This window comes from Chryseobacterium sp. RU33C, from assembly GCF_900156015.1.
Lineage (GTDB): Bacteria > Bacteroidota > Bacteroidia > Flavobacteriales > Weeksellaceae > Chryseobacterium > Chryseobacterium candidae.
Genome location: NZ_FTMT01000005.1, coordinates 81,603 through 107,908, shown reverse-complemented (window position 1 = coordinate 107,908; position 26,306 = coordinate 81,603). Strand labels below are relative to the sequence as shown.

The following is a 26,306-nucleotide window of genomic DNA, read 5'->3' as shown; positions in this document are numbered from 1 at the left end:
TTGATTAATTATCTAGTTTTCCGATGCCCAGTTCAGACGGTCAGCCTGATTATACTGCCAAGGAGCTGCGTTGTTTTCCACATTGGTCATCATCAGGTTCAGTTCCTGTGGAGCAGCAGACTGTTCCATCACCAGGAATCTTCTCATTTCAAAAATAATGGAAAGCGGGTCAAGCAATACCGGACAGGCATCTGTACATGCATTACATGTGGTACAAGCCCAAAGTTCTTCTTTGGTAATATAATCGTTCAACAGTTTTTTACCGTCATCAACGAATTTTCCGTTTTGATCGATATTTCTTCCTACTTCTTCCAGTCTGTCTCTGGTTTTCATCAGGATCAGTCTCGGAGAAAGCTTTTTCCCGGTAATATTTGCCGGACAAACAGAAGTACAGCGTCCGCATTCTGTACATGAATATGCATTAAGCAATTGCACCTGATTCAGATCGAAGATATCCTCAGCCCCAAATTTAGAAGGCACGTCCGCTTCTGCTCCTTCAGCTGGTGCAGCGTAAGGATCTGCATTGGGATCCATCATCAATTTGATCTCTTTTGTTACAGATTCAAGGTTGTTGAATTTTCCTTTTTTATCAAGATTTGCATACCATGTACTTGGAAACGCAAGGATAATATGTAAATGTTTTGAGTAATAGAGATAATTCATAAAGAAAAGAATCCCCACGAAGTGGAACCACCATGCAGCTTTCTCTGTGAATATCAAAAACCCGTTATCAAAATTGAAGATTTCTAAGAACGGAACAAAAGTCATCTCACTGATCGGGAAACTTCCATGTTCCGGGAAAATACCTCTGGACTGTAAAATAAAATCTGAAGCATTCATTTTAAAGAAAGCCATCATTAAGGCGAATTCAATAATCAAAATCCAGTTTGCATCATTTTTTGGCCATCCGAAAAGTTCTTTCATCGTCAATCTCTTCACTCCGTAAAAATTTCTACGGATAAAGAAAATGACAACTCCAATCACTACTAAAAGTGCCAGAACTTCTAATGTTGCCGTAAAGAAGTTATAAAATGTGTGACCGAAAATACTTGATAAAAAACGGTGAGTACCAAATATTCCATCAACAACAATTTCTATTAATTCAATATTAATAATCACAAAACCTACATATACAAAAAGGTGTAAAACTCCTGCAACAGGACGTGCTGTCATTTTACTCTGTCCCATGGCTACACGGGCCATCGTTTCCCAACGTTCTCCTTTTCTGTCGTTTCTATTGATTTCGCGACCTAACCTGATATTTCTATAAATTTTCTGCAGGCTTTTGGCAAACAGCCCAAATCCCGCCACTAATAAAATCAGGAAAATAATGTTATCGATGTACTGCATAAGGCGTATTAGTCTTTGTTATTTTTTCCGAAAACCGAGAAGTTGATATATCTCTTCGGATTCGCTTTCATATCTTCAATTAATGAATTCAAATTGGAAGATGCTGAATTCAGGTTGTTGTAAAGCTGTTCATCTTTCATCAGTTTACCTAAACTTCCTTCTCCTTTATCTATCCCTCCAATAACCTGATTTAACTTCCCTACTGTAGCATCCAGATTGGCAATAGTAGCATTTAACTGTTTAGTATCTATGCTCTGCGCCAGATTTCCATATTTATCCAGGGTAACTTTTCCGCTCTGCATGGTAAGGCTTGCATCATCCAGCACCTTTTGCAGTTTTGGATCATTATGTCCTACAAGCGTATTTACACTTCCTGCTGTAGCCTGTAATGCTCCTACTGTTTTATTAAGGTTGGCCAATAAAGCTTTTATTTCAGCTCTGTTCTGAGCATCAAAAACCTGATTGGCATTTGCCATTAAAGAATCGACTCTGTGCAGAACCACCTGTAGCTGATCTTTTACCGGACCCATCTGAGAAGAAAGACTTCCCAGCGTTCCCAGTTTGAAAGCTCCTTTTAAAGTGTCACCGTCTTTTGCAGTAGGCCCTCCATACATAAGGTTCACTCTCATTTCTTTACCAGACATTAATCCGGGTTCAAAGATCTCCAATGATGAGTTTTTTGAAAATTCGAATTTGTTGTCAACTGTAATTTTTACGACAAAATTAATTTTTCCATCTTTTGCGGTAATAGGAATAATCTTGTCTACCTGTCCTACTTTCAAACCATTAATAGAAACTGCAGAAGATTGCGCCAGGCCTTCTACATTGTCATATTTTGCGTAAAATATATTATCGGTAGTAAAAAGGCTTTTCCCTTTCATAAACTGAAACAATACCACAAAGCCTACGATAGCTAGAAGTGCAATCACACCAGCTTTTAATTCTTTACTGAACTTCACTTGCTAATTTTTTTCTAATAAGCAAATATAATACATTTTAAATAAATCTTTTCCTTTATTGTTCTGCGTTAAATACAAAAAAAAGCGACAAAAAAATTTGTCGCTTTTTATATCATTGAAATGATTTTCTTATTGTTGCTGATTTCCCAGCTTGTTCCAGATTTCGATTCTATAATCTTCGATATCTGCGTTATCCTGAAGGCTCTTCATCCAGGCCTGTCCGAACATTCCGGCACTTCTTTGGGTAAGAGATTCTGTAAACTGTTTAAGATCTCCAGGTTGCTTGTTTACAGTTTCTGATTTTTTGATCAAAACATAAACTCCTGTTCCTCCTTCAACAGGGTTAGAAAGTTTACCTTTTGCAACACCGAATGCTGCACCGGCAACTTTAGGTTCCATAGCACCTGCCACTGAAGGATTCAATAAGTTCACCTGAGCAGATTGTTTTGAAGTGGCAAACAATTTAGCAATCTGATCTAAGCTGGAAGCTTTTGCTGCTGTAATCTTATCAGAAATTTGTTTTGCTGCCAATTTATTTTTAACAATAACTTCGATCTGATCTCTCACAGATTCCGGATCAGCAAGACCTGCTTCCTGTTTTCCGTTCAGATACACTACAATTTTATCTCCTGTTCCTTCTACTGTAAATAATTCAGTATCTCCTTTTTCTCTTTTCTTATCAAAAGCCCAGGTAAGGATATCAGCATCTTTTTCAGTTCCTAAGCCCTGAAGCTGACCTTCAAATCTTTTCGCTGCTTTTGGATTAGAGAACTGATAGTTTCCTTTCTTAGCAATATTCACGAAATCATTGAAAGATTTCCCCTGAACCTGCTGAATGAATTTTCTTGAGTTTTTGTCTGTTTCAGCCTCAGTAGCATCTGAAGGTTTGATTGCTTTCACAAGGTTCGCAACTTTATACCCCATTGATCCTGATTTTTTATCTTCAATATTGATGATATGGTAACCGAACTGTGTTTCTACCACCCCTGTAGCTCCTTTAGGATTACTTGCAAGGTAAGCAAGGAATTCCGGAACGAAAGGCGTCTCTGGTGTTGTCCATCCAAGGCTTCCACCCTGAGCGGCAGAATTAGGATCGCTTGAAAGCTTAAGGAATTCTGTGAATTTTGCAGGAGCAGCTTTTACAATAGCACCAATTGAGTCTGCCAGTTTCTTAGCCTGCTCTTTAGTTCTTGTTACCCCTTCACCTGCAGGGCTTCCTTTGAATGCAATAAGGATATGTCTTGATAAGGTAGAATCTGAAGGTCTTTTACCAACCAATTTAGAGACTACATATACATCTTGCTCTTTATAAGGACCAAAAGTCTGACCTACTGCTGCTGTAGTGATCTGATTTTTGATGGTTGGAGGCAATTGAGCAGGATTCAAATACTGAGGATTGAACGGTGCATCAGAATTTGCTGCTACAAACATAGAATCGTTTTTAGTATTCTGGAAGTTTTCAGTTCCTCCACTCGCATCTGTACCTCCTGAATATAATTTTGTAATTTCTTTCAGGGCTGCCGCATCATCTGCTGCACTAGGTTTAGATGGGAAAAATACAATACCAATATTTCTGCTTGGCTCAGCTTTGAACATTACAGGGTGCTTCTTGATGTAATCAGCAAGATCCTGTGTGGTAACATTGATCTTTGTTTTTTGAAGATAAGCTGCATAATCTACTTTTACAAAGTCGATATCTGCAAGCTGATCTCTCTGCTTCATCAATTCTTCAGCTTCTTTCTTACCTGTAGTAATACCTGCTGAAAGATTGGTAAACACCTGTCTTGCCATTAGTCTGTACTCAATTGTCTTTCTTGTTTTCAACCATTGAGTATACCCCTGGGGATTGGTGTTTTGTAATGTTTCAATTTCTTTTTTAAGCTCTTGAGTTTTAAAATTACCTTTCTCATCAAAGAACTGTTGATTCTGAGCAAACATCTGATCATACTGGATTTGATTCCAGAAATAATCATCAGTCATTTCAAAGCCCAATTTCTCAAACTGTTGTTTGATAAGTTTAGATTGTACAAGTAACTGCCATGCCTGCTCTTCAAGACCGTTTTTCGGACGACCCTGCTGTTCAGCCTGCTGCTGCAACACGAAAAGCTGATCATTGAACTCTTCGCGGGTGATTTTCTCACCGTTTACTTTTCCTAAAACGTCAGGATTCTTACCAAAAACCTTGTCGATACTCTCGGGGTTTACCAGGAACGCCAAAAGCGCTAAGGCTATTACTCCCATTAAAAGCCAAGGCTTACTCCTAATCTGTCCTAAAATTGCCATTTTATAAATTATAGTTTTTTATCAGTTTGCGAAAATACACATTTTTAAGAAATTACAGAAACAGAACTGCTTTATTTTGATTTTTAATGCAAAGATTAACTAAAAAAGGAAATTTTGACCGTATTTTTAAGTAAAAAACAAATGGCATAAGTATTGTGCATTTTTAAAACATTATAATATGCCACACGTTTTCAGAGTATATTATAAAAATTCCCTTTAATGATAAAAAACGAAAATGACAATTTGTCATTCGATTGACTATGACAGAATTTGAAGATATTAGTTTAGAAGAAATGATCAGTGACGGATTTGATATCGTAACTGAAGAAATCAATCTTTCCGACTTCGCAGAGACTGATAAAAATTCCGAACAGAAAATATTCCCTATACTTCCAGTAAGAAATATGGTTATGTTCCCTAATGTTGTAATTCCTATTACTGCAGGAAGAAAAACCTCCATACAGCTTCTTGAAGAGGCACAGAAGAACGGAGATTTTATTGGAATTGTAAGCCAGAAAAACTCGGATATGGAACAACCTTCCGAAAAAGATATATATACCACCGGTACACTGGCAAAGATCATTAAGATCATTAAGCTTCCGGAAGGCAATATTACAGCTATTACCAAAGGATTCCACAGGTTTAAGATTAAAAAAATCATCGATAACCAACCCTATTTTAAAGCGGAAATATCGAAATTAAAAGATAGCCGACCTAAAGATCAGGAAGAGTATGAAGCATTATTGGAGAACATCAAGGATCTTGCTTTAAAGATTATTGAGCTTGATCCCAATATACCAAATGCGGCAAACTTCGCAATCAAAAACATTAACAATAATGATGATCTTCTGAATTTCATCTGCACGAATGCTAATTTTTCTTCAATAGCAAAACAAAAACTGCTTGAAGAAAAAAGTCTGATGACAAGAGCCAACCAGTGCTATGAAATGATGCATGAAGATTTCAGAAAACTGGAACTGAGAAATCAGATTCATCAGAAAACATCGAAAGATCTTGATAAACAGCAGAGAGAATATTTTCTTAATCAACAGATCAGAACGATCCAGGAAGAGCTGGGTGGCGGACCTGAAAGTGATGTGGAAGACCTTATTGCTAAGGCTAAAACAAAAAAATGGAATCAGGAGGTAGAAGACCATTTCCAGAAGGAAATCGGCAGGCTTCAACGTCAGAACCCTAATTCCCCGGACTATAATGTACAGAGAAATTATCTTGATTTCTTTACAGATCTACCTTGGGAAACCTATACGAAAGATATTTTCGATATTGCTAAAGCTGAAAAAGTACTTGACAAAGCACACTTCGGATTGGAAGATATCAAGAAAAGAATTCTGGAGCACATGGCTGTTTTAAAGCTAAAAAACAATATGAAGTCTCCCATCCTATTATTGGTAGGACCTCCGGGTGTTGGTAAAACATCTTTAGGAAAGTCTATCGCTGATGCATTGGGAAGAAAATATGTAAGATTATCATTAGGTGGTCTTCATGACGAGAGTGAGATCCGCGGGCATAGAAAAACGTATATTGGTGCTATGGCGGGAAGAATTTTACAGTCTATCAAAAAATCAGGTACTTCTAACCCGGTAATTGTTCTTGATGAGATTGATAAAATCGGACAGGGTCTTCATGGGGACCCAAGCTCAGCACTCTTGGAAGTTCTTGATCCAGAGCAGAATAAGTCTTTCTATGATAATTTCCTGGAGATGGGCTATGACCTTTCAAAGGTGATGTTTATTGCTACTGCCAACTCACTTTCAACAATACAGACTCCTCTTTTGGACAGAACGGAGATCATTCAGATTGCCGGTTATACATTGGAAGAAAAGATTGAGATAGCCAAAAGACATTTGATCAGGAAACAGCAGGAAGAAAATGGTCTGGATGCAAAATCATTCAAACTCGGAAATGCAGAACTTAAGCATATTATAGAAGCTCATACTTCAGAAAGTGGAGTAAGAACTTTGGAGAAAAGAATTGCAGCCATTGGGAGATGGGTAGCTCTTCAGACTGCTTTGGTAAAGGAGTATGACCCCAAAATTTCATTGGAAAAAGTGGATGAAATTCTTGGCGTTCCAAGACCGAAGAGTTTATCTGAGATTACGGGAGTTCCTGGTGTGGTAACAGGTCTTGCCTGGACAAGCGTAGGAGGAGATATTCTTTATATTGAAAGTATTTTGAGCAACGGAAAAGGAACTTTAACAATGACCGGAAATCTTGGAACGGTGATGAAAGAGTCTGCAACTATTGCTTTGGAATACATTAAGGCTAAGTATGATGAACTGGGAATTTCCCAGGAAGATATTGAAAAGAAAAACATCCACGTACACGTTCCTGAAGGAGCAACCCCTAAAGATGGACCGTCTGCAGGTATTGCCATGCTGACTTCAATGGTTTCTTCGTTTAAAAACAAGAAGGTAAAACCTCACCTTGCGATGACGGGAGAGATTACTTTAAGAGGAAAAGTGCTTCCGGTGGGAGGAATCAAAGAAAAACTTCTTGCAGCAACAAGAGCAGGAATCAAAGACGTAATTCTTTGCGAAGCTAACAGAAAAGATGTGGAAGAGATCAAAAAAGATTATCTGAAAAATCTGAGAGTACATTATGTCAACAGAATGGAAGAAGTCATTGACATTGCCATTGAAGAATAAAAACAATTTATAACATATTAACTTCTCAATAATGAAACACGTTCTGATATTCAGTGCGTGTTTTTATTTTTACAAAAAAGCAGATTGTTCTGCCAGGTGGAATAAAATTTGCTGAACACTAGATAATTCCGAAGGATTGAATAATTTTTTTTCAATTCAGACGGGTTTTCTTATTTTTATTCCACACCGCATATTTATAGATTATGAATTTTCTTAGACTTCCTTTCCTTGTCAAGCTTACCCTCGTGGTGATTTCCATCATTGGACTTGGCTATCTTCTGGCATTAGGACAGAGTATTTTAGCTCCGTTTTTCCTGGCATTCCTGATGGCTATGCTTTTTTTGCCTGCGGCAACTTTTATGGAAAGAAAGCTGAGATTTCCAAGATCAATGTCCACAATGACCTCAGTCTTCATTATGCTGATGATTTTAGGCGGAATTATTTACTTCTTTACCAATCAGCTCTCTGACTTTAGCAAAGATCTTCCACATCTCAAAGAACAGTTCACCACTGTTTTCAATGGTCTTCAGCATTGGGTTTCCAAAACATTCAATGTGAAAGTAGATGAACAGGTAGATTATATCAATCAGGGATTGAATAAGCTTCTGTCTTCATCAGGGGTGATTTTAGGGTTTACATTTGGGATATTCTCAACAGGATTTGGATTTATTATATTTTTCACTCTGTTTTTTATCTTTATTCTAAATTACAGAAGACTATTAAACAATTTTATCGTTACAGTTTTCAACGAAAGACATAAAGCCAGTGTACAGGAAGCTGTAAGTGAAATCAGGGTTATGACCAAGAAATATATTTTTGGTCTTTTCCTTCAGGTGATTATTGTATCTGTTCTTACTTCAATCCTTCTTACTATTCTGGGAGTGAAATATGCTATTCTTCTGGGAGTTCTCACGGGATTATTAAACGTCATTCCTTATCTGGGAATTTTTATTTCTCTTCTGATTTCCTGTTTTATAGCGTTTGCCACTTCTACGCCTTCAACATGTATTTATGTTGCTTTGGGCTATATCGCTATTCATGCTGTAGATGGCAATATTGTTCTTCCATTTGTAGTGGGTTCTAAAGTAAAGATCAATGCTTTATTTTCTTTTATTGGAATCCTTTTAGGAGAACACCTTTGGGGAATTGCGGGCATGTTCCTGTGTATCCCAGCAATTGCTATTATAAAAATTATCTGTGAAAGAGTAGACGATCTCAAACCTTGGGGAAGATTACTCGGCGAAGAGCCAAAACCTCATAAGAAGAAAAAAAGCTATAAGATTTCCAAGAATATTACGTTGAAGGAAATGGATTAGGCAATGAGTAATAATTGACATAACCCAACTTTAATGTAGAATAAAAAGACTGCCTTTTTCAAGACAGTCTTTTATATTTTTATGAAAGAGGACACAACGGACTTGTTCCATTGGGACAAGTTTCCGTACAAAGAATATAAGATTGGCTATCCGGACAATATCCATAAGCAGGCCCTTCCGGATCTCCTCCCGGACCTCCTAAACAAGAATCTCCAGGTGGAATTTTACAGGGACATCCTATAGGCCCTATATCACATTTTCCAATACCTCCTCCTCCTTGGATTTCTCTTAAATCCGTACGGTTTAATTTTTTAAGATTTTTTAGCATGATTTTTATATTAGTTTACCTCTGTAAGGTACAGAATAAAAATCACATAAAAACATCAATTAACGCATATTAACAACTAATTTTACATTTTATATCAAATTAAATACAGAATATACCATTTTTATTTTACATTTGATATAAAATAACCAATCATGAAATTAATAAAACTCATCTTATGTCTGCTTTTCGGGCTTATGTTTATTAATGCCGGATTAAACAAGTTTTTTAATTATATGCCTATGGAAAAACCTACTCCTGAGCAGATGAAACTTTTCGCTGCTTTTGGAGAAATCAGCTGGTTGATGCCTTTAGTAGGTATTGCAGAAATCATTGGCGGATTATTATTTATTTTCCCAAAAACAAGAGCGTTGGGAGCTATTGTTATTTTACCTGTCATGGTAGGAATTGTTACCCATGTATTCACAATGGATAAATCTCCTATGGGAATGGGTATTGCAGGGGTAATGTTTCTGATCAACCTTTGGATGATTATTGACAATAAGGAAAAATATAAGCATTTAGTTTCATAAGACTGCAGATAATAGGCTGCAGGTTGCAGTTTTTATAGCGTTCAATTAAAATTTACTGTTGTGAATCACATTGGCACAGCCCATAAACTATAACCTATCATCTGCTACCTGTATCATACAAAAGCACTGAAACCTGTAATTGATCGTCCTACGATGAGCGAATTAATTTCTTTTGTTCCTTCGTAAGAATATATAGCTTCCGCATCGGCAACAAATCTGGCCACATCATATTCCAGCAGAATTCCGTTTCCTCCCATTACTTCTCTTGCTCGGGAAACAATATCCCTTGTTCTGAGGGTACAGAAAACTTTAGCTAAAGAAGCGTGTTCATCTTTTAAAATGCCTTCATCCTGCATTTCAGACAGTCTGAAAACCATTGTCTGCATGGCAGTAAGATTAGATAGCATTTCTACCAGATGTCCCTGAATCATTTGGAATGAAGCAATAGGCCTTCCAAACTGCTCTCTTTTGCGGGTATAATCCAATGCGCTTTCATAAGCTCCGCGGGCACAGCCTGTAGCCATCCATGCTACTCCTGCTCTGGTCATTCTCAGTACTTTCCCGGTATCTTTAAAGGAATTGGCATTCTGCAGACGGTTTTGTTCGGTTACAAGACAGTCTTTTAAGGTAATCAATCCGTTCTGGACAATCCTTAAAGCCATTTTTCCTTTAATTTTCTCTACGGAATATCCCGGATTATCTTTTTCAACAATAAATCCTTTCACCTCTCCGCTGTCCAGATCTCTTGCCCAGATAATAACCAGATCAGCAAAAGTAGCATTCCCAATCCATTTTTTCTGACCATTAAGAATCCAGCCTTCCGGTGTTTTTTTACAGGTTACTGTAAGTCCGCCCGCAGCTCCTGATCCAACTTCCGGCTCTGTAAGCCCAAAAGCTCCTATTTTTTCAAATTTCTGCATCTGCGGAAGCCACTTTTGTTTCTGTTCTTCAGATCCGCAGATATAAATAGAACCCATTGCCAGCCCGGATTGTACTCCGAAAAATGTGGCAATAGAAGCATCTACTCTTGCCATTTCCATCGCAATAACACCTTCCATCAGGAAAGGCATTCCCGGGCAGCCATATCCTTCATAAGTAACGCCGCAGATATGCAGTTTCTGGAATTTTGGAATCAGTTCAAAAGGAAATTCATCTCTGAGCCAATAGTGATTAACCAGAGGCTTGACTTCTTTTTCCATGAACGCTCTTACTTTAAGCTGAATTTCACGCTGTTCTGGAGTAAGGGTATGGTATATATCATAAAAGTCGCCATCAATAGGTGGTAATTCTTTCTTTTTCTTTTCCGGATCAAGCATTTTCATAAGTCCGGAAAGCTGTTTATCATCCAGTTTTGAGAAATTTTGCATCAGTTTTGGCAGATCTACCTTTTGAGAAATGGTACTCAACTGATCGAAATCTATGGATCTAAATAATTCTATTGCGTTTCTGATTTTGGAAAAAGTATTTGACATAGTGATAGATTGTAGTTTTGGTTTGTAAATGATAAGCAAAAACTGCTCCGAAAGCAATCACTAAAGCCCAAGCATATTTTACAAAACACTACATTTCAACCCATTACAACTGAAATTTTATTTACAAGATTTTTACTTTTGATTTTCAAATGTTACAAAAGATCCTGACTGAACTTTGACTCAAGCAAAACAACAAAAATCAACGCTATGAAAACCACTTACATTACATTATCTCTGTCAGCCGTTCTTTTATTAGGAATTTATTCATGTAAAAAAGGAGAAGTAGCTTCCACAGACCTTGAAGCATACGCTACAACAGACTCTGTCTCTGCTATTGCTTCCGACAGTATTTCATCTGTTGCAGAAATGAAAGTAAAAGACAAGCAGTTTATCAAGACTGCGGATGTGAATATGGAAGTAAAAGATGTATATAATGCAACGATTGCTATTGAAAAATCTGTGCAGGAACTCGGAGGTTTTGTTACCAATAGTAATCTGCAAAGCAATGTAGTTTCCGAAAACACCTACAATACTTCTGACGAAGAGGCTATGCTGATTAAGAAATACCAGACAGAGAACAGAATGCAGGTGCGTATTCCGACGGAAAAACTTGGGGAACTTTTAACAGCAATCAATACAAACAAGTTATTTCTTAATTCAAGATCCATTAATGCAGAAGATGTAACAGCCAACATCAAATACTCTGAACTGGAAGGAAAAAGGAATCAAAAGACTTCTGAGAACATCAGCAAGCTGAAAACAAATAAAGATAAGGTAACACTGGATGATGAAAATATGTCTGAAGGAAATCTTCAAAAACTCTCCAGCATGAACATGACAGATGATTTGAAATACAGTACGATTGACATTTACATCAAAGAACCTCAATTGCGTATTGCTGAAATTGCTGTTACCAATACAACAAGCATTGACAATAAATATAAATACAATTTCATTTATGATGCTAAAGATGGATTTGTGTACGGCTTTTATCTGATTCAGAGAATTATAGTGGGCCTTATCAATGTGTGGCCTCTGGTATTGATTGCTGCTGCAATCCTCTATTTTTTAAGAAAAAGAAAAATTTCAAAACCTGAACATTCAAAAATCCAGGAATAAAAAAGCTATCCTAACCAATTGGTTATCATCATAATTTTAGATTTTACAACCTCCTGTTTACGGGAGGTTTTTATTTTTTTGAAAAAAACTGTAACGATTAAAACAACTGTCTTACCTACTGTTTAAAAGAACAGAAAATCAAAAAATTAATACAATGAAAAATTTAATACAACTTGGATTCGCGGCATTATTGTCATTGAATTCTATAACAGCCAACGCACAAAGTAAAAACAAAGACAACAGCCTGCTTTGGGAAGTATCCGGGAACGGTCTTTCTAAGCCTTCTTATATTACCGGGACTTTTCATATCTTATGCAGTAAAGATTTTGAGATTAAACCTAAGGTACTGAAAGCTCTTGAGAAATCTGAAAACTTTGTCATGGAAATCAACTATACAGATGCTGCTGAAATGATGTCACTTCAAAAAATGTTTAAAGCAGATAAAAAAATATCGGATCAGCTTTCACCTGAAGAAGCCAGGGAACTTAATACAGTTCTTGCCAATTACGGAACTGATTTGAAAAGTATAGATTCTTCAAGCCCTCAGGCATTGTATGCTCTTCTTTCTACCAAAGCAATTCCCTGCCCTCAGAACGAAGTTAAACTTTACGAAATGGAACTTCTTCAGAAAGCAATGAAAGATAAAAAAAGCATCAAAGGACTTGAAAAAGTAGAAGATCAGATGAAATCGATCAATGAAGCTTATGATCTGAAGAGCATCATTACTCAATTGAAAATGGATAAAGAATACCAAATATTGTTCACACAGATGATTGAAGCTTTTAAAAATGAAAATGTACAATCCCTTTACAGTCTTTTTAAGGATGAAAGATTCATGAATGATCACCAGGAAAAGGCTATGCTTACCAATAGAAATCAAAACTGGGTAAAAATAATGCCGGATATGATGAAAAAAGAAAGCTCTTTATTTGCTGTCGGAGGGTCTCATCTTATGGGTGAAAACGGAATTATCCCTCTCCTTCAGGCAAAGGGGTTTACCGTAAAACCTGTATCAGGCTTGTAACCATAACCAAACCATGAAACAATTGTGAGCAGTTTAAACGAAACCACTTTTTTAAAGCTTGTCAATCAGCACAAGGGCATTCTATACAAAGCCTCACGGATTTATGCAGATTCCGTAGAGGACAGGGAAGACCTTCAGCAGGAAATTCTTATCCAGCTTTGGAAATCTTATCAGAATTTTAAGGGAAACAGTGAATTCTCTACCTGGATGTATCGGGTTGCAATTAATACCGCCATTACCTTTTTAAAAAAGGAAAAACAGAGATCCAATAACCATACGGATGCTCCTTCTCATTTTGAGGTGCAGCAGGAGGATTACAACCCTGCAAAGGACAGGCAGCTGGAAATTTTCTACAGTGCCGTTCAGGAGCTGAACTCTCTGGAAAAAGCCGTCATATTTTATTTCATGGAAGGAATGTCACACAAAGAAATAGGAAATAACTTGGGACTCAGTGAAGGTAATGCCCGCGTAAAGCTTAACAGAACAAAAGATAAAATACAGCAAATCATAAAAAAATCAGGTTATGAATTTTGATCAATTAAAAGAACAGTGGAATAAAGAAGACAGTGACGTCCATATTCCTGACACCATAAAGCAATTAAAGGAAAGCAAACACCCTATAGAAAAGATTCAGAAAAATATGAAAAGAGAATTTCCCATGCAGATTCTTGCTATTATTCTTATCGCTTTTTTTCCTCTCCAGTTTCAGTTTCCATCTTCACAGTATATTATTTATTATGTTTCCTATACCATGATGGTCGTTATCTCATCATACTATCTGCTAGGATTTTATAAATTTTATAAACAGACGGAACTTTACACAGGAAACACCAAAAACAGTCTTTGGAAAATATATCATGAGCTTCGTCTGAATATGGAACGATATCAGTCTTTCGGATTTTTATTACTTCCCCATTTCCTGATAACAGTAGGATTGGTTATTTATAACACGATGGAAAAACAGGGAAAATCTCTTACAGAACTTACCACTTCTCACCAACAGGGATTAATTATCACAGTACTCATCGGAACTTTAGCAATCATAACGAGTATCGTTTTATGGACAAAGTATATCTACGGAAAGAGTGCCAAAGAACTTGAAAACATTCTTAAAGAAATGGATGAATAACATTGAAAATTCATGTCACAAAACACATTTTATCAAACCTCAGATCTGTTCTGAGGTTTTGTTTTTTTTAAAAAATCGTTATTTATTATCTTCAAATTTATCTGAGGTTTTATTTTTCCGTAAATTTGCAAATCAGAAATAAATCATTATGGATGATGGGCTATTCTCATCCAATATATGATCTTATGAGCGATAAAAATTCTGTAATATGCTATCAAAAATAAATCCAACACAAACTAGCAGCTGGAAAGCACTTGATGAACACTTCGGTGGAAATGACTTTGATCTTAGAACTCTTTTCCAGTATAATCCGAACCGTTTTAATGAATTTTCTCTACACAAGGACAACTATCTTTTTGATTATTCTAAAAACCTGATCGACTCCAGAACAAAAGATCTTTTATTGCAGTTGGCCGAGGAAAGCCAGTTAAAAGATGCTATTTCCAAAATGTTCTCTGGTGACAAAATCAATGAAACAGAAGGAAGAGCAGTTCTTCATACGGCATTAAGAGATTTCTCCGGCCGTGAAGTTATCGTAGATGGAGAAAACATCAAACCACAGATCAAGAGAGTTCTTGAGCATATGAAGTCTTTTTCTGAGAAGATTATTTCAGGAGAACATAAAGGTTTCAGCGGAAAAGAAATTACAGATGTAGTCAACATCGGGATCGGAGGATCAGATTTGGGTCCTGTAATGGTTTGTTCGGCTTTAAAGCATTTTAAAACAAGATTAAACGTTCACTTTGTTTCCAACGTAGACGGAAATCATATCGCAGAAGTGGTGAAAGATTTAAATCCTGAAACCACTTTATTTATCATTGCTTCCAAAACTTTCACGACTCAGGAAACAATGACGAATGCCAATTCAGCTAAAGACTGGTTCCTGAAAGCAGGAAAACAGGAAGATGTAGCGAAACACTTCGTTGCTTTATCTACTAATATTGAAGAAGTTAAGAAGTTCGGAATTGCAGAAGAAAATATTTTTGAGTTCTGGGACTGGGTAGGCGGAAGATATTCCCTTTGGAGCGCCATTGGATTAAGTATTGTGCTTTCCGTAGGATATGAAAATTTCGAACAGCTTCTAAAAGGGGCTTATGATACGGATCAGCACTTCCAAACGGCAGAATTCTCTGAAAATGTTCCTGTTTTAATGGGACTTTTGGGAATCTGGTATCGTAATTTCTATGCTGCTACAACGTATGCAATCCTGCCTTATTCTCAATATCTGGACAGATTTGCAGCTTATCTTCAGCAGGGAGATATGGAAAGTAACGGAAAATGTGTAGACAGAAGCGGTGAATTCGTAGAATATGAAACCGGACCAATCATCTGGGGAGAACCAGGTACAAACGGCCAGCATGCGTTTTATCAATTAATCCACCAGGGAACAGAATTGATTCCTGCAGATTTTATTGCCTATGCAAAAAGCCCTAACCATGTTTCTGATCACCAGGATAAATTATTAGCCAACTTTTTCGCTCAGACTGAAGCACTTGCCTTTGGAAAACTGGAAGAAGAAGTGGAAGAAGAATTGAGAAATTCCGGAAAATCTGACGAAGAAATAGACCGACTGATCAATTTCAAAGTCTTCCACGGAAACACTCCAACTAACTCCATATTATTCAAGGAATTAACTCCTTTTTCACTAGGACAGCTGATTGCTCTGTATGAACATAAAATTTTTGTTCAGGGTGTCATCTGGAATATTTTCAGCTTTGACCAGTTTGGAGTGGAATTAGGAAAAGTATTAGCCAATAAAATCCTTCCTGAGCTTGAAAATAATGAAGCTATAAGCTCTCATGACAGCTCTACCAACGGATTGATCAATTACTATAAAGAAAATAAATAGTAAGTAAAAAGAAAGTAAAAGTAAATCTATAAAGTAAAAAAGTAAAAATGGCAGAAATTCTTGACGGACTTAAAGTATCCAAGGAAATAAAAGCAGAGATCAAGGTTGAAGTAGAAAAGATTCTCGCAAGCAAAAGAAGAGCTCCACACTTGGTGGCTATTCTTGTAGGAAATAATGGAGCAAGCAAGGCCTATGTAAATTCTAAAGTGAAAGACTGTGAGGAAGTAGGATTTCAATCCAGCTTAATCAAGTTTCCAAGCACTGTTTCTGAATCTGAACTGTTGGAAAAAATTGATGAGCTTAATAAATCTAAAGCAGTAGACGGATTTATCGTTCAGCTGCCTTTACCTGATCAGATTGATCAGGAGAAGATCATCAACGCTATTGATCCTAGAAAAGATGTAGATGGTTTCCACCCTGAAAACTTCGGAAAAATGGCTCTTGAAATGGATACTTTCTTACCGGCAACTCCTTTCGGGATTTTAACATTATTGGAAAGATACAATATTGAAACAAAAGGAAAAGACTGTGTCATTATCGGAAGAAGTAAAATTGTAGGAAGACCGATGAGTATCCTTATGGGGAGAAAAGATTTCCCTGGAAATTCTACCGTTACCCTTACGCACTCATACACAAAAGACATTGAAGAATATACAAGAAAAGCAGACATCGTCATTACCGCTTTGGGAGATCCTCACTTCTTAAAAGGAGATATGATCAAAGAAGGAGCAGTAATCGTGGACGTGGGTATTACAAGAGTAGATAATGACTCTCCGAAAGGATATTACCTTGCAGGTGATGTAGATTTTGACAGCTGTGCTGCAAAAGCAAGCTGGATCACTCCGGTACCTGGAGGTGTAGGCCCAATGACAAGAGCAATGTTGATGAAAAACACCATCATTGCTTATAAAACTTCGGTCTATAACGACTAATTTTAAAATGAATAAAGAAGAAGATATTTTATTAAAAGAAGGTAAAATGCTCCCTGTGATGGAGCATTTTTATACTTTACAGGGAGAAGGAGCACACACCGGAAAAGCAGCATACTTTATCAGGCTGGGAGGTTGTGATGTAGGATGTCACTGGTGTGATGTAAAAGAAAGCTGGGATCCGGAACTTCATCCCCTGATGAATGCTGAGGAAATTGCAGAAACTGCGGCTAAACACTGTAAAACAATAGTGTTGACTGGCGGTGAACCTTTAATGTGGAATTTAGATATCCTGACCTCCAGACTGAAAGAATTGGGCTGTATAGTACATATCGAAACTTCAGGAGCTTATCCTATGAGCGGACAGCTTGACTGGATTACTCTTTCACCAAAGAAAACCGGGCTTCCTAAAGAAGAAATTTATCAAAAGGCTAATGAGCTTAAAGTAATCATTTTCAATCAGCATGACTTTACTTTTGCTCAGGAACAGGCTGCAAAAGTTTCTGAAAACTGTAAGCTTTATCTTCAGAGTGAATGGAGCAAAAGAAATGATATGTATCCTAAGATTACAGATTTCATCCTGGAAAACCCTGAATGGCAAGCTTCTGTTCAGACTCACAAATATCTGAATATACCGTAAAAAAATGTAAATTAGCCAAGCTTATCCGCTATAATACCGATAGATGCAGAGAATTCGATACTCCAGATACCTGAAATCAATCATTATGTTGCTTGACCTCATGGTTATTGCATCTATCTTCATATTCTTTTTTATAAGCAGAAACGAAAGTTTAAAATATAATGAAGAAACCTGGTATCAGAATAGTTTCTCTCTCATGCTGTTGTTTTTGTTCTGGGTGCTGCTGAGCGGTAGAACAAAAATATATAATATTCCGAGGAATCTTACTTATACCCTGTTTCTTGAACGCCTCTTAATCCATTTCCTTTTTTTTATACTGGGTGTGCTGCTTATAGGAAAGGTAAGTAATAATGTATTTTTCAATTCGGATATTTACTGGCTTTCTCTTTACCTTTTTATTTCCATCTTCCTTGTGAAATCATTAGTGTATTTCGCAATCAAGTATTTACGATCCCTTGGAGCGAATTACAGGAATGTCATGTTTTTGGGAGACAGCCACTCCACAGAAATTCTTAAAAATATCTTTACAGAACGTAAAGACTATGGATACAGAATATTCGAATACGAATATTCAGGCGTCAGGATCAATGAACTGGTTTCTTTCTGGAAAAAAAACGGAATTCATACCTTATTTTTATCTATGGAAAACTCCTATGATGAAACTCTAGAAAATGAAATTTTCAGACTGGCTGAGGATAATAAGATTCATATTTCATTAATCCCAAGCATTACACAAAGCGATTTTTTCCTTTATGACCTTGGATATATACAAACCCAGCCAGTACTTAATCAGGCCAGATATCCATTAGATTATTATTCTAATTTCCTGATGAAAAGAACATTTGATATTTTCTTTTCTATTATTATATTGGTTTTAATCTGCTCATGGGTATTTCCAATCATTGCGATTTTGATCAAAACAACTTCCAAAGGCCCTGTTTTTTTCCTTCAGAAAAGATATGGTTTTCATGAAGAGGTTTTTAATTGTATTAAATTCAGAACAATGGTTGTCAATGATGAATCTACCACCAAAACCACATCCGTAAATGACTCCAGAATTACCAAAGTGGGTAAGTTTTTAAGAAAAACCAGTCTTGATGAACTTCCTCAATTTATTAATGTTTTGAAAGGTGAGATGTCTGTAGTAGGGCCACGCCCCCATATGCTGGCGGTTGACAATTATTACAAACCCAAAATCGGAAGATACAGCTTAAGAAGCAGGGTTAATCCGGGTATTACAGGATTAGCACAGGCCAATGGACTGCGTGGTGACTTCGGAGATGTAGAAGTAGAAATGAAAAAAAGAGTTCTGGCTGATGCTTTCTATGTAAGGAACTGGAGTTTCGTGCTCGATCTGGTCATTATTTTAAAAACCGTTTTATTAGTCATTGGAGGAGATAAAAATGCGAAATAAAAAGCGGGACAGGATAAACATCGAAATAATTTTAACACAAAACTAAGCTTTGGTCTTATTCTTGACTCTAGCCCAATTAAATAAAAAAGTCTAATTTAGCAGTATGTTAAAAAAGTTTTTCACAGCGATAGGGGAATACATTATCCTCTTGGGAAAATCCCTGCAGAAACCTCAGAAAATGAGGGTTTTCTGGAAGCTGTTTATGAGAGAAATTAATGATTTGGGAGTAAATTCTTTCGGGCTCGTAGTCTTCACTTCAATTTTCGTGGGGGCTGTAGTTGCTATTCAGATGTTCAACAACTTTGATGCTTCTTCATTCCCTATTCCGCCGTCATTTGTAGGATATGCTACAAAAGCGGTATTGGTATTGGAATTTGCGCCTACCATTATCAGCCTTATTCTGGCCGGTAAAGTAGGATCCTATATTGCTTCCAGTATCGGAACGATGAGAGTTTCAGAACAAATTGACGCACTGGATATTATGGGAGTAAACTCACCCAACTTCCTGATCTTTCCGAAAATCATCGCCTGTATGCTTTTTAATCCTCTCCTTATTGCCATCAGTATTGTATTTGGTATTCTTGGAGGGTATATTGCCGGAATTTTAACAGGAAACTGGACGGAGAACGACTATATTACGGGTATTCAAATGTATATGCCTAATTTGTTTATTTACTATGCATTTACCAAAACAACAGTCTTCGCCTTTATTATTGCAACAGTACCTTCTTATTTCGGATATTTTGTGAAAGGAGGATCTTTGGAAGTAGGTAGAGCCAGTACGCAGGCAGTGGTGTGGACAATGGTATTCATTATCATTTCTGAATTAATTTTAACCCAATTAATATTAAGCTGATGATTGAGGTAAAAGATCTTAAGAAAAGTTTTGATGAAGTTGAAGTACTTAAGGGAATTTCAACCTCATTTGATAAAGGAAAGGTAAACTTAATCATTGGGCAGAGTGGTTCCGGGAAAACTGTTTTTTTAAAAAGTTTGTTGAATGTTTACATGCCGTCTTCCGGAGAAATCCTGTTTGATGGTAAGGATATCAATACCATGACCAGAGATGAAAAACAGCATCTACGTTCAGAAATCGGGACCGTATTCCAGGGAAGTGCTTTATTTGACTCCTTAACTGTGGAAGAAAATATCATGTTTCCTCTTGACATGTTTACCAATCTTACCTACAGAGAAAAAAAGAAAAGGGTTTTTGAGGTAATAGGAAGAGTACATCTTGATAAAGCCGACAAAAAATACCCTTCTGAAATTTCGGGAGGAATGCAGAAAAGGGTCGCTATTGCGAGAGCTATTGTGAACAATCCCAAATATCTGTTTTGTGATGAGCCCAATTCTGGACTTGATCCCTATACTTCAAAAGTAATCGATGATCTTCTTTACGAAATCACAAAAGAATACAACACCACCACCATCATCAATACCCACGATATGAACTCTGTAATGACGATTGGTGAGAAAATTGTATACCTAAGGCTGGGAATTAAAGAATGGGAAGGAAACAAAGACATTCTTATTACTGCAGGCAATAAAAATCTGATTGACTTCGTTTATTCTTCAGAACTTTTTAAAGAGCTGAGAGAATATTTACTTGAGAATAATAAAACGATTGAAACGACAAATACAAAAATAGACGATAATGAAAAAGGTACTTAGTATAGCGTTATTAGGGTTTTCAATGTGGGCTTCTGCACAGATTTCACTGGCAGGTAAAGCCAACTTAATTTTTCCGATAGGCTCACCTTCCTGGTCCAATATTAAAGGAACAGTGAATGATGCGATTGCCGGAACAGGTAAAAATAATGTAGGTTTCAACGTTGGGCTTTCATTAAAAGTAGGTCTTCCTACTTCATTGTTTGTGATGCCGGAGATCTATTATACTCACTTTAAAAATGAGTTTACTACGGAAAATACTACATTTGATGTAAAAAGCAACCGTATTGATGTTCCTGTTCTTTTAGGATATAACCTTCTGGGGAATATGCTTGGGGTTTTTGTAGGACCTGTAGGAAGTTTTAACTTAAACAAAGACAATACTTACAACGATTTCAAAGAAAATGCTAAAAATGATTTTACCGTAGGCTATCAGTTTGGAGCACAGCTTGAAATTAAAAAGCTTATTGTAAATGCAAGATATGAAGGCGCTTTCAGTAAAGACGAAAGAAACTTCATCAACAAAGTTTCCGGTTCGGAAATCAGATATGACAACAGACCTAACCTTTTTATGGTAGGTTTAGGATATAAATTCTAATAAATTATCGAAAATAACAACTGTAAACCCTCAAATTTAAATTTGAGGGTTTCTATTTTGCTCTTCAAGCTCAGCCTGGCGTTTTGCAATTTCTGCAGCCTGTTTTTCAAGCTCTTCTTTGTCTTTCTGCAACTGTTTGAATTCTTTTTTCTTCTGTTCCGCTTTCATAGCACTTCCTTTGCTTAGATACCCTACCATTCCTCCAATGATAAGACCTATTCCAACTCCTGCCATTATTCCCATAATGTGGGAAATTTTTATTTGTTCTACGGCAAAATCAGTTGTAAGATAAAAAAGCAATGCAGAAACTGCTAAAAGTATAAGTCCGGTAATTGATAAACTCTTCATAATATTGTGTTTAGGTGATTTATAAAAAAGCCTTACCAAATTTACTAAAAATTTAATAAGGCCTTACTCAAGATTAAAATTCTAATTATATTTTACCTCCCGCAGCCTTATAATATTGCAATGCTTTCGGAAGATCCTTATTGATATCTGAAATTCTTGTTTCCGGATTCGGGTGGGTAGATAAGAACTCAGGCTGCCTTGCTCCTGTAGATGCTGCTTCCATTCTGTTCCAGAAAGGAATGGCCGCTCTCGGATCATATCCTGCCATAGACATCAGGTAAAGACCCATTTCATCGGCTTCAGATTCCTGACCTCTTCCATATTTCAATAAAGCAACCTGTGAACCGATAGGATACACCTTCTGGAAAACACTTGCCCATTGTGAATTTGATATTGTTCCTCCCAGGATTGCACCTCCATACTGAGCTACCATTGCCTGAGAGATTCTTTCGTTTCCGTGGCCTGCCAGTGCGTGAGAAACTTCATGTCCCATTACTACGGCAAGTCCGTTATCATCTTTTGTTACCGGTAATATTCCGGTATAAACTGCTACTTTTCCACCAGGCATACACCAGGCGTTCAGCTCATTGCTTTGCAAAAGATTGAATTCCCAGCTATAACTTGCAAGATCCGCTGATCTTCCAATACTCTGATAATATCTTTCTGCTGCATTTTTAATTCTGTTTCCTACATTTACCACTCTCTTTGCATCTGCCGTACCGGTAATTACTTTACCTTTAGACAATGTCGTTCTGTATTCCTGTGAAGACATTGTTAAAATTTCCGAATTGTTGGCCAGCTGTAAAGAAGACCTGCCCGTAATAGGGTTTGTAGTACAGGCAACAGCCGACAGAGCAATAGCTCCCATTCCTAATAGATGTGTAACTTTCATATTTTGAGTGTTAATAATTCAACATTAACAATTTTTATTCCAAAATATTTCAGAAAGAATATATTTGCATACATTTTGCTGTTTAAATTTAATAATTATATCATTATGAAAAAGTATATTTCTTTACTGATGATTTTTGGATTCCTGTTCTTATTTCAGAGCTGTGCTTCACAAGGTTCATTAGATCCGAAAACAGTAGACACTTTGGTGAATTCCCAGGAGTTTACCTTCTATGCACAAAGAGCCAATCCTACGAATTATGATGTTATTAATGTCATGAACTCAATGCCTAATTCTACTGCAACAAGAATGCTGAATCTGAATGGAGACTATACCATTGATGTCAGTAAAAATACACTGGATGTGGTATTACCCTATTTTGGAAGACTTTTCAATCCAACTTACGGAAACACAAGTGATAACAGCTACCGATTTACTTCAAAAGATTTTACCGTAACTAAAACTCAGAATAAAAAGGGAACCTGGACTTTAAAATTCAAGCCTAAAGATGCAAGAAATGTAGATGAAGTAAATATAGAAATTTTTAAAAACGGTAAGGCTTTCGTTTCTATGAGAAGTAACGACAGACAACCAATTACTTATGACGGATATGTTTCAAAAACGGAGATAAAGCAGGAAAAAGAGAAACCTTAATCCCTGTTTTCGTTAGATAAGAACTTCTCAACAAATAATTTTGCTTCAGTACTTGGATTGGAAATCATAGCTGAAGCATTTTTTTTATGCATGTGATAAGCTTCTTCTAATGCATCACTCTTTTTCATCAGGGATAAAATATATTCCTGAACCCAATATTCAAATCGTTTTTCAGCCTGCTGAACGCGGATTTCTTCAAAACGGCCGCTTTTCTTTTTGAGGTCAATAAATTCGAATATTGTATCATAGACTTCCTGTAATCCTTCGTTATGAAGAGCAGATCCTAATAGCACAGGGATCTTCCAGCCTTTTTCTTTAGGGGGAATGAAATCTAAAGCTCTTTTCAGTTCAAGTCTTGTATTTTTCGCTTTCTGAAGGTTATCCTGATCCACTTTATTGATAAAAATAAGGTCAACCATTTCCATAATTCCTCGTTTAATACCCTGAAGTTCGTCTCCTCCCCCAATGATTTTAAGGAATAAAAAAACATCAGTAATATCAGCTACCAGTACTTCAGACTGCCCTACTCCTACGGTTTCTATTAAAATATAATCGTATCCTGCAGCCTCGCAGATCATCATGGTTTCAAAAGTAGTATTGGCTACTCCTCCAAGAAATCCTGAGCTGGGAGAAGGACGGATGAATGCGTTTTCTTCTTTGGCAAGCTCCTCCATTCTGGTTTTATCTCCCAAAATACTTCCTTTGTTGATGGCCGAACTAGGATCAATAGCGAGAACAGCCACTTTCTTGCCTTGTGCAATTACGAGGCGTCCGAAGTTTTCTATAAAAGTAGATTTTCCTGCTCCGGGAACTCCCGTTACTCCTACTCTCACAGAGTTTCCGGTAAGAGGCATAATTTTCTTCAAAAGTTCTTCCGCCTGTACTCTGTGTTCTGCTTTTTTACTTTCAACCAATGTAATAGCTTTTGCAATCAGGCGTTTGTTTCCTGACTGTATTCCCTCTATTAACTCTTCTGTAGAAAATTTCATTGATTCAAAATTAACAATTAAAATGCGAATGGTCAATACCCGGCTTATATTGATCGGCTAAAAGACTAAAATTGTTTGATTTAATATTGCAATTTTTCATTGATTTAATTTTTATTTCTTCTAAATTAAAACTAGAACAGCTTGTATCAAAGGCTGAAGGAATTTATTACATTTGTTATATATCAAAAAAGAAACATGAAAAAACTCATCGCTGCGGCATCGTTTACTGCAATTTTGCTGGTTTCCTGTACGCCGAAAGCTGCTACATCCAGTGCTGCTCCAGGTACTTCAACATCTACTGCGGAACAGATTGCACAGGGGAAAACAATCTTTGAAAACTCTTGTGGAAGATGTCATAAATTACCTGATCCTGCTTCACACAATCCTGTACAGTGGGTAGGAATCATGAATTCTATGGCTCCAAAAGCAAAATTAACGGATGAACAGCATCAATGGGTTTATGATTATATTGTTTCTGTGAAGAAATAATCATCAAACAAAATCATAGGATATGAAAAAATTCATTTTAACAGGTATTGCAGCATCCGCATTACTGGTATCGTGCGGACCAAAAAGTGTGGCTGTTACAGGGCCCAAATATACCTCATCTGAGCAGCTGGCACAAGGAAAAACGATTTTCGAAAATTCCTGTGCAAAATGTCATAAGCTGCCGGAACCTACCAAGCATGATGACAAAGGATGGATCAACACTTTAAGCAGAATGGCTCCAAAGGCTAAGCTTACTGATGACCAGCATCAAATGGTGTATGATTATCTTATCTCCGTTAATAAGAAATAAGACTGCCTCAAAATTGTCATTCTGAATGAAATAAAATGGAGTAAAGAATCTCATGTTTATTGTTATCAATGGGATTCTTTCTTCGTCAGAATGACAAAAATCAAATGATTTAGCTTTTGAGGCAGTCACACTATTTCTATTATAAGTCAAAAGCCAGATTATTCTGCCTTTTTTACGGTTCGTGTTCTGGTAACCTTTCCTTTGACTAATTTTTCTCTGTCTTCAATCACTTCAAGTGCAGCGCGGGTGTAAGCAAATTTTTTGGCTTCTTTAAGAATTCCTAAAGCCTGCTTGTATTCAAAGTTTCTTTCATGAAGAAGAGACATGCAGTTCAGAATTTCCGACTTATCTATTCCTTTTAATTTCAGAGCGAATTCAATCAGTTTTTCTGCTTCTTTGTAATCTTCATTATTCAAAAGACATTCAATATAATATTTGGGAATATTGATATTTGAAATGTTACTCTGCATGGCTTCATCAAAGTATTTCTTTGCTGTTTCATAATCCTTCAGTTCTTCGGAATATATTCTTCCCATCAGACACAGGCTGTCTGCATCTTCAGGCTCATAAGACAGTGCGTAGTTCAGCGCATCCAGGCATTCAGAAAGATTGAATGGAAAATAGTCTAATGCTTCAAAATAATATTTGCTTTTAGTTAAGGTCATTTTTGTAGTTTTTAAGGTCATTTTTCAAGGCATTCCTTTGTTTTTTGAATGTCTTGTCTTCATAATTCTTTTTAAAATCTGTTCCTGAAAATGTACGAACCGGATTTCCGCGTTCTACCTGCATTTGAAGTGCCCAGGTTTCTTTCAGCTTTCTTTCCAGCTGTTGGATATAAACTGCCGTTACCTTTTCTTTTAATCTGCTAATGGATAGTTTTTTATTCTCAAGCTGTGAACGGGAATCCTGTACAAAAACAGTTTCTTTAGTGGGAATATGAGTGGCACGCACTGCAGTATTCACTTTGTTTACGTTTTGTCCTCCGCTTCCCTGGCTTCTCGCTGTTTGAAACCGGATATCTTTTTCATTGAAATCAATCATTTTTACATTTTCCAGTTCAAAAATTCCGATGAACCAGTTGCTTCTTTTATGCAGCTTCCTGAAGGTACTTTTTCCAATCCAGCAGACGCTTCCCAGCCAGTTTTTTAAGAATGGGGTTAGGTCTTTTCCTGTTAAAAGCACAGTCACTGATTTCAAAGTGAGATTTTCATCACCGTTTTCACGATGAATGATTTCGTATTCTATTGTATTTTGTTTTGCCTCTTCAAGAAAAGTCTTCAGAACCCTGGCTACTACCCACTGGCATTCTAAAGGACCTCTTCCTGAAGTGATCTGTATTAATTTTTCCAT

At 36.8% G+C, this 26,306-nt stretch carries 27 protein-coding genes; 17 read left to right on the top strand and 10 right to left on the bottom strand.

Going from position 1 to position 26,306, the window contains the following annotated elements:
- Window positions 1-12 precede the first annotated feature (12 nt).
- From BW946_RS06590 to BW946_RS06580, 3 genes are all read right to left on the bottom strand, one after another.
- Complete coding sequence (locus tag BW946_RS06590) at window positions 13-1,350, bottom strand: 4Fe-4S dicluster domain-containing protein (protein WP_076595409.1); 1,338 nt, start codon at window positions 1,348-1,350, stop codon at window positions 13-15.
- Window positions 1,351-1,358: 8 nt separating this feature from the next.
- Complete coding sequence (locus BW946_RS06585; protein ID WP_076595408.1) at window positions 1,359-2,309, bottom strand: MlaD family protein; 951 nt, start codon at window positions 2,307-2,309, stop codon at window positions 1,359-1,361.
- Window positions 2,310-2,438: 129 nt separating this feature from the next.
- Complete coding sequence (locus tag BW946_RS06580) at window positions 2,439-4,592, bottom strand: SurA N-terminal domain-containing protein (protein ID WP_076595407.1); 2,154 nt, start codon at window positions 4,590-4,592, stop codon at window positions 2,439-2,441.
- 260 nt (window positions 4,593-4,852) lie between these two features.
- Here BW946_RS06580 and lon point away from each other — a divergent pair, with 260 nt between their 5' ends.
- Together lon and BW946_RS06570 are read left to right on the top strand one after the other, a co-directional pair.
- Window positions 4,853-7,258 (top strand): endopeptidase La, encoded by a 2,406-nt coding sequence (lon, locus tag BW946_RS06575; RefSeq protein ID WP_076595406.1) that lies wholly within the window; start codon window positions 4,853-4,855, stop codon window positions 7,256-7,258.
- Window positions 7,259-7,461: 203 nt separating this feature from the next.
- Window positions 7,462-8,574 carry an AI-2E family transporter gene (locus BW946_RS06570; protein ID WP_076595405.1) on the top strand — a complete coding sequence of 371 codons (1,113 nt, stop codon included), beginning with the start codon at window positions 7,462-7,464 and terminating at the stop codon, window positions 8,572-8,574.
- Window positions 8,575-8,653: 79 nt separating this feature from the next.
- Here BW946_RS06570 and BW946_RS06565 read toward each other — a convergent pair whose 3' ends face one another.
- Window positions 8,654-8,902, bottom strand: coding sequence for a bacteriocin-like protein (locus BW946_RS06565; RefSeq protein WP_076595404.1), 249 nt, complete (start codon window positions 8,900-8,902; stop codon window positions 8,654-8,656).
- 152 nt (window positions 8,903-9,054) lie between these two features.
- Here BW946_RS06565 and BW946_RS06560 point away from each other — a divergent pair, with 152 nt between their 5' ends.
- Window positions 9,055-9,432, top strand: a complete 378-nt coding sequence (locus BW946_RS06560) for a DoxX family protein (protein WP_076595403.1) — start codon at window positions 9,055-9,057, stop codon at window positions 9,430-9,432.
- A 113-nt stretch (window positions 9,433-9,545) separates the two neighbouring features.
- On the opposite strand, the gene BW946_RS06555 is transcribed toward BW946_RS06560, so the two are convergent.
- Window positions 9,546-10,904 carry an acyl-CoA dehydrogenase family protein gene (locus BW946_RS06555; RefSeq protein WP_076595402.1) on the bottom strand — a complete coding sequence of 453 codons (1,359 nt, stop codon included), beginning with the start codon at window positions 10,902-10,904 and terminating at the stop codon, window positions 9,546-9,548.
- A gap of 207 nt (window positions 10,905-11,111) precedes the next feature.
- On the opposite strand from BW946_RS06555, the gene BW946_RS06550 reads away from it, so the two are divergent.
- The 11 genes from BW946_RS06550 to BW946_RS06500 all read left to right on the top strand — a co-directional run bounded on the left by BW946_RS06550 (window position 11,112) and on the right by BW946_RS06500 (window position 21,274).
- Window positions 11,112-12,023 (top strand): DUF4349 domain-containing protein, encoded by a 912-nt coding sequence (locus BW946_RS06550; protein WP_076595401.1) that lies wholly within the window; start codon window positions 11,112-11,114, stop codon window positions 12,021-12,023.
- Between the two features lie 154 nt (window positions 12,024-12,177).
- Window positions 12,178-13,047: a TraB/GumN family protein gene (locus BW946_RS06545; protein ID WP_076595400.1), complete on the top strand. Its 870-nt coding sequence runs from the start codon at window positions 12,178-12,180 to the stop codon at window positions 13,045-13,047.
- 24 nt (window positions 13,048-13,071) lie between these two features.
- Window positions 13,072-13,581, top strand: a complete 510-nt coding sequence (locus tag BW946_RS06540; RefSeq protein ID WP_076595399.1) for an RNA polymerase sigma factor — start codon at window positions 13,072-13,074, stop codon at window positions 13,579-13,581.
- Window positions 13,571-14,176: a hypothetical protein gene (locus BW946_RS06535; protein ID WP_076595398.1), complete on the top strand. Its 606-nt coding sequence runs from the start codon at window positions 13,571-13,573 to the stop codon at window positions 14,174-14,176. The genes BW946_RS06540 and BW946_RS06535 overlap by 11 nt, the downstream gene beginning before the upstream one ends.
- 208 nt (window positions 14,177-14,384) lie before the next feature.
- Entirely contained in the window at window positions 14,385-16,025 is a 1,641-nt protein-coding gene (gene pgi / locus BW946_RS06530) for a glucose-6-phosphate isomerase (protein ID WP_076595397.1), read from the top strand.
- A gap of 47 nt (window positions 16,026-16,072) precedes the next feature.
- Entirely contained in the window at window positions 16,073-16,957 is an 885-nt protein-coding gene (locus BW946_RS06525) for a bifunctional 5,10-methylenetetrahydrofolate dehydrogenase/5,10-methenyltetrahydrofolate cyclohydrolase (protein ID WP_034692667.1), read from the top strand.
- Window positions 16,958-16,964: 7 nt separating this feature from the next.
- On the top strand, window positions 16,965-17,594 hold the full coding sequence (locus BW946_RS06520) for a 7-carboxy-7-deazaguanine synthase QueE (protein WP_076595396.1): 630 nt from the start codon (window positions 16,965-16,967) through the stop codon (window positions 17,592-17,594).
- 43 nt (window positions 17,595-17,637) lie between these two features.
- A complete protein-coding gene (locus BW946_RS06515; RefSeq protein ID WP_076595395.1) occupies window positions 17,638-19,008 on the top strand; it encodes an exopolysaccharide biosynthesis polyprenyl glycosylphosphotransferase in 1,371 nt (456 codons plus the stop codon).
- Window positions 19,009-19,111: 103 nt separating this feature from the next.
- Window positions 19,112-19,864, top strand: a complete 753-nt coding sequence (locus BW946_RS06510; protein WP_076595394.1) for an MlaE family ABC transporter permease — start codon at window positions 19,112-19,114, stop codon at window positions 19,862-19,864.
- Window positions 19,864-20,679 carry an ABC transporter ATP-binding protein gene (locus BW946_RS06505; protein ID WP_076595393.1) on the top strand — a complete coding sequence of 272 codons (816 nt, stop codon included), beginning with the start codon at window positions 19,864-19,866 and terminating at the stop codon, window positions 20,677-20,679. Before BW946_RS06510 ends, BW946_RS06505 begins: the two co-directional genes overlap by 1 nt.
- The gene (locus tag BW946_RS06500; RefSeq protein WP_076595392.1) at window positions 20,663-21,274 is read left to right on the top strand and encodes an outer membrane beta-barrel protein; all 612 of its coding nucleotides are present in this window, start codon (window positions 20,663-20,665) and stop codon (window positions 21,272-21,274) included. The genes BW946_RS06505 and BW946_RS06500 overlap by 17 nt, the downstream gene beginning before the upstream one ends.
- Before the next feature lie 36 nt (window positions 21,275-21,310).
- Here the strand turns inward: BW946_RS06500 and BW946_RS06495 are convergent, their stop codons facing one another.
- Window positions 21,311-21,622, bottom strand: coding sequence for a hypothetical protein (locus tag BW946_RS06495; protein WP_076595391.1), 312 nt, complete (start codon window positions 21,620-21,622; stop codon window positions 21,311-21,313).
- Window positions 21,623-21,707: 85 nt separating this feature from the next.
- Window positions 21,708-22,514: a M48 family metallopeptidase gene (locus BW946_RS06490; protein ID WP_076595390.1), complete on the bottom strand. Its 807-nt coding sequence runs from the start codon at window positions 22,512-22,514 to the stop codon at window positions 21,708-21,710.
- Between the two features lie 105 nt (window positions 22,515-22,619).
- Here BW946_RS06490 and BW946_RS06485 point away from each other — a divergent pair, with 105 nt between their 5' ends.
- Entirely contained in the window at window positions 22,620-23,168 is a 549-nt protein-coding gene (locus BW946_RS06485) for a DUF4251 domain-containing protein (protein ID WP_076595389.1), read from the top strand.
- On the opposite strand, the gene meaB is transcribed toward BW946_RS06485, so the two are convergent.
- Window positions 23,165-24,157: a methylmalonyl Co-A mutase-associated GTPase MeaB gene (meaB, locus tag BW946_RS06480; RefSeq protein WP_076595388.1), complete on the bottom strand. Its 993-nt coding sequence runs from the start codon at window positions 24,155-24,157 to the stop codon at window positions 23,165-23,167. The two genes, BW946_RS06485 and meaB, sit on opposite strands and share 4 nt — an antisense overlap.
- 195 nt (window positions 24,158-24,352) lie before the next feature.
- On the opposite strand from meaB, the gene BW946_RS06475 reads away from it, so the two are divergent.
- Window positions 24,353-24,646 carry a c-type cytochrome gene (locus BW946_RS06475; RefSeq protein ID WP_076595387.1) on the top strand — a complete coding sequence of 98 codons (294 nt, stop codon included), beginning with the start codon at window positions 24,353-24,355 and terminating at the stop codon, window positions 24,644-24,646.
- Window positions 24,647-24,668: 22 nt separating this feature from the next.
- A complete protein-coding gene (locus BW946_RS06470; RefSeq protein WP_076595386.1) occupies window positions 24,669-24,956 on the top strand; it encodes a c-type cytochrome in 288 nt (95 codons plus the stop codon).
- 158 nt (window positions 24,957-25,114) lie between these two features.
- Here BW946_RS06470 and BW946_RS06465 read toward each other — a convergent pair whose 3' ends face one another.
- Both BW946_RS06465 and prfH read right to left on the bottom strand, forming a co-directional pair.
- A complete protein-coding gene (locus tag BW946_RS06465) occupies window positions 25,115-25,621 on the bottom strand; it encodes a tetratricopeptide repeat protein (RefSeq protein ID WP_076595520.1) in 507 nt (168 codons plus the stop codon).
- Complete coding sequence (prfH, locus tag BW946_RS06460; RefSeq protein WP_076595385.1) at window positions 25,608-26,306, bottom strand: peptide chain release factor H; 699 nt, start codon at window positions 26,304-26,306, stop codon at window positions 25,608-25,610. Before prfH ends, BW946_RS06465 begins: the two co-directional genes overlap by 14 nt.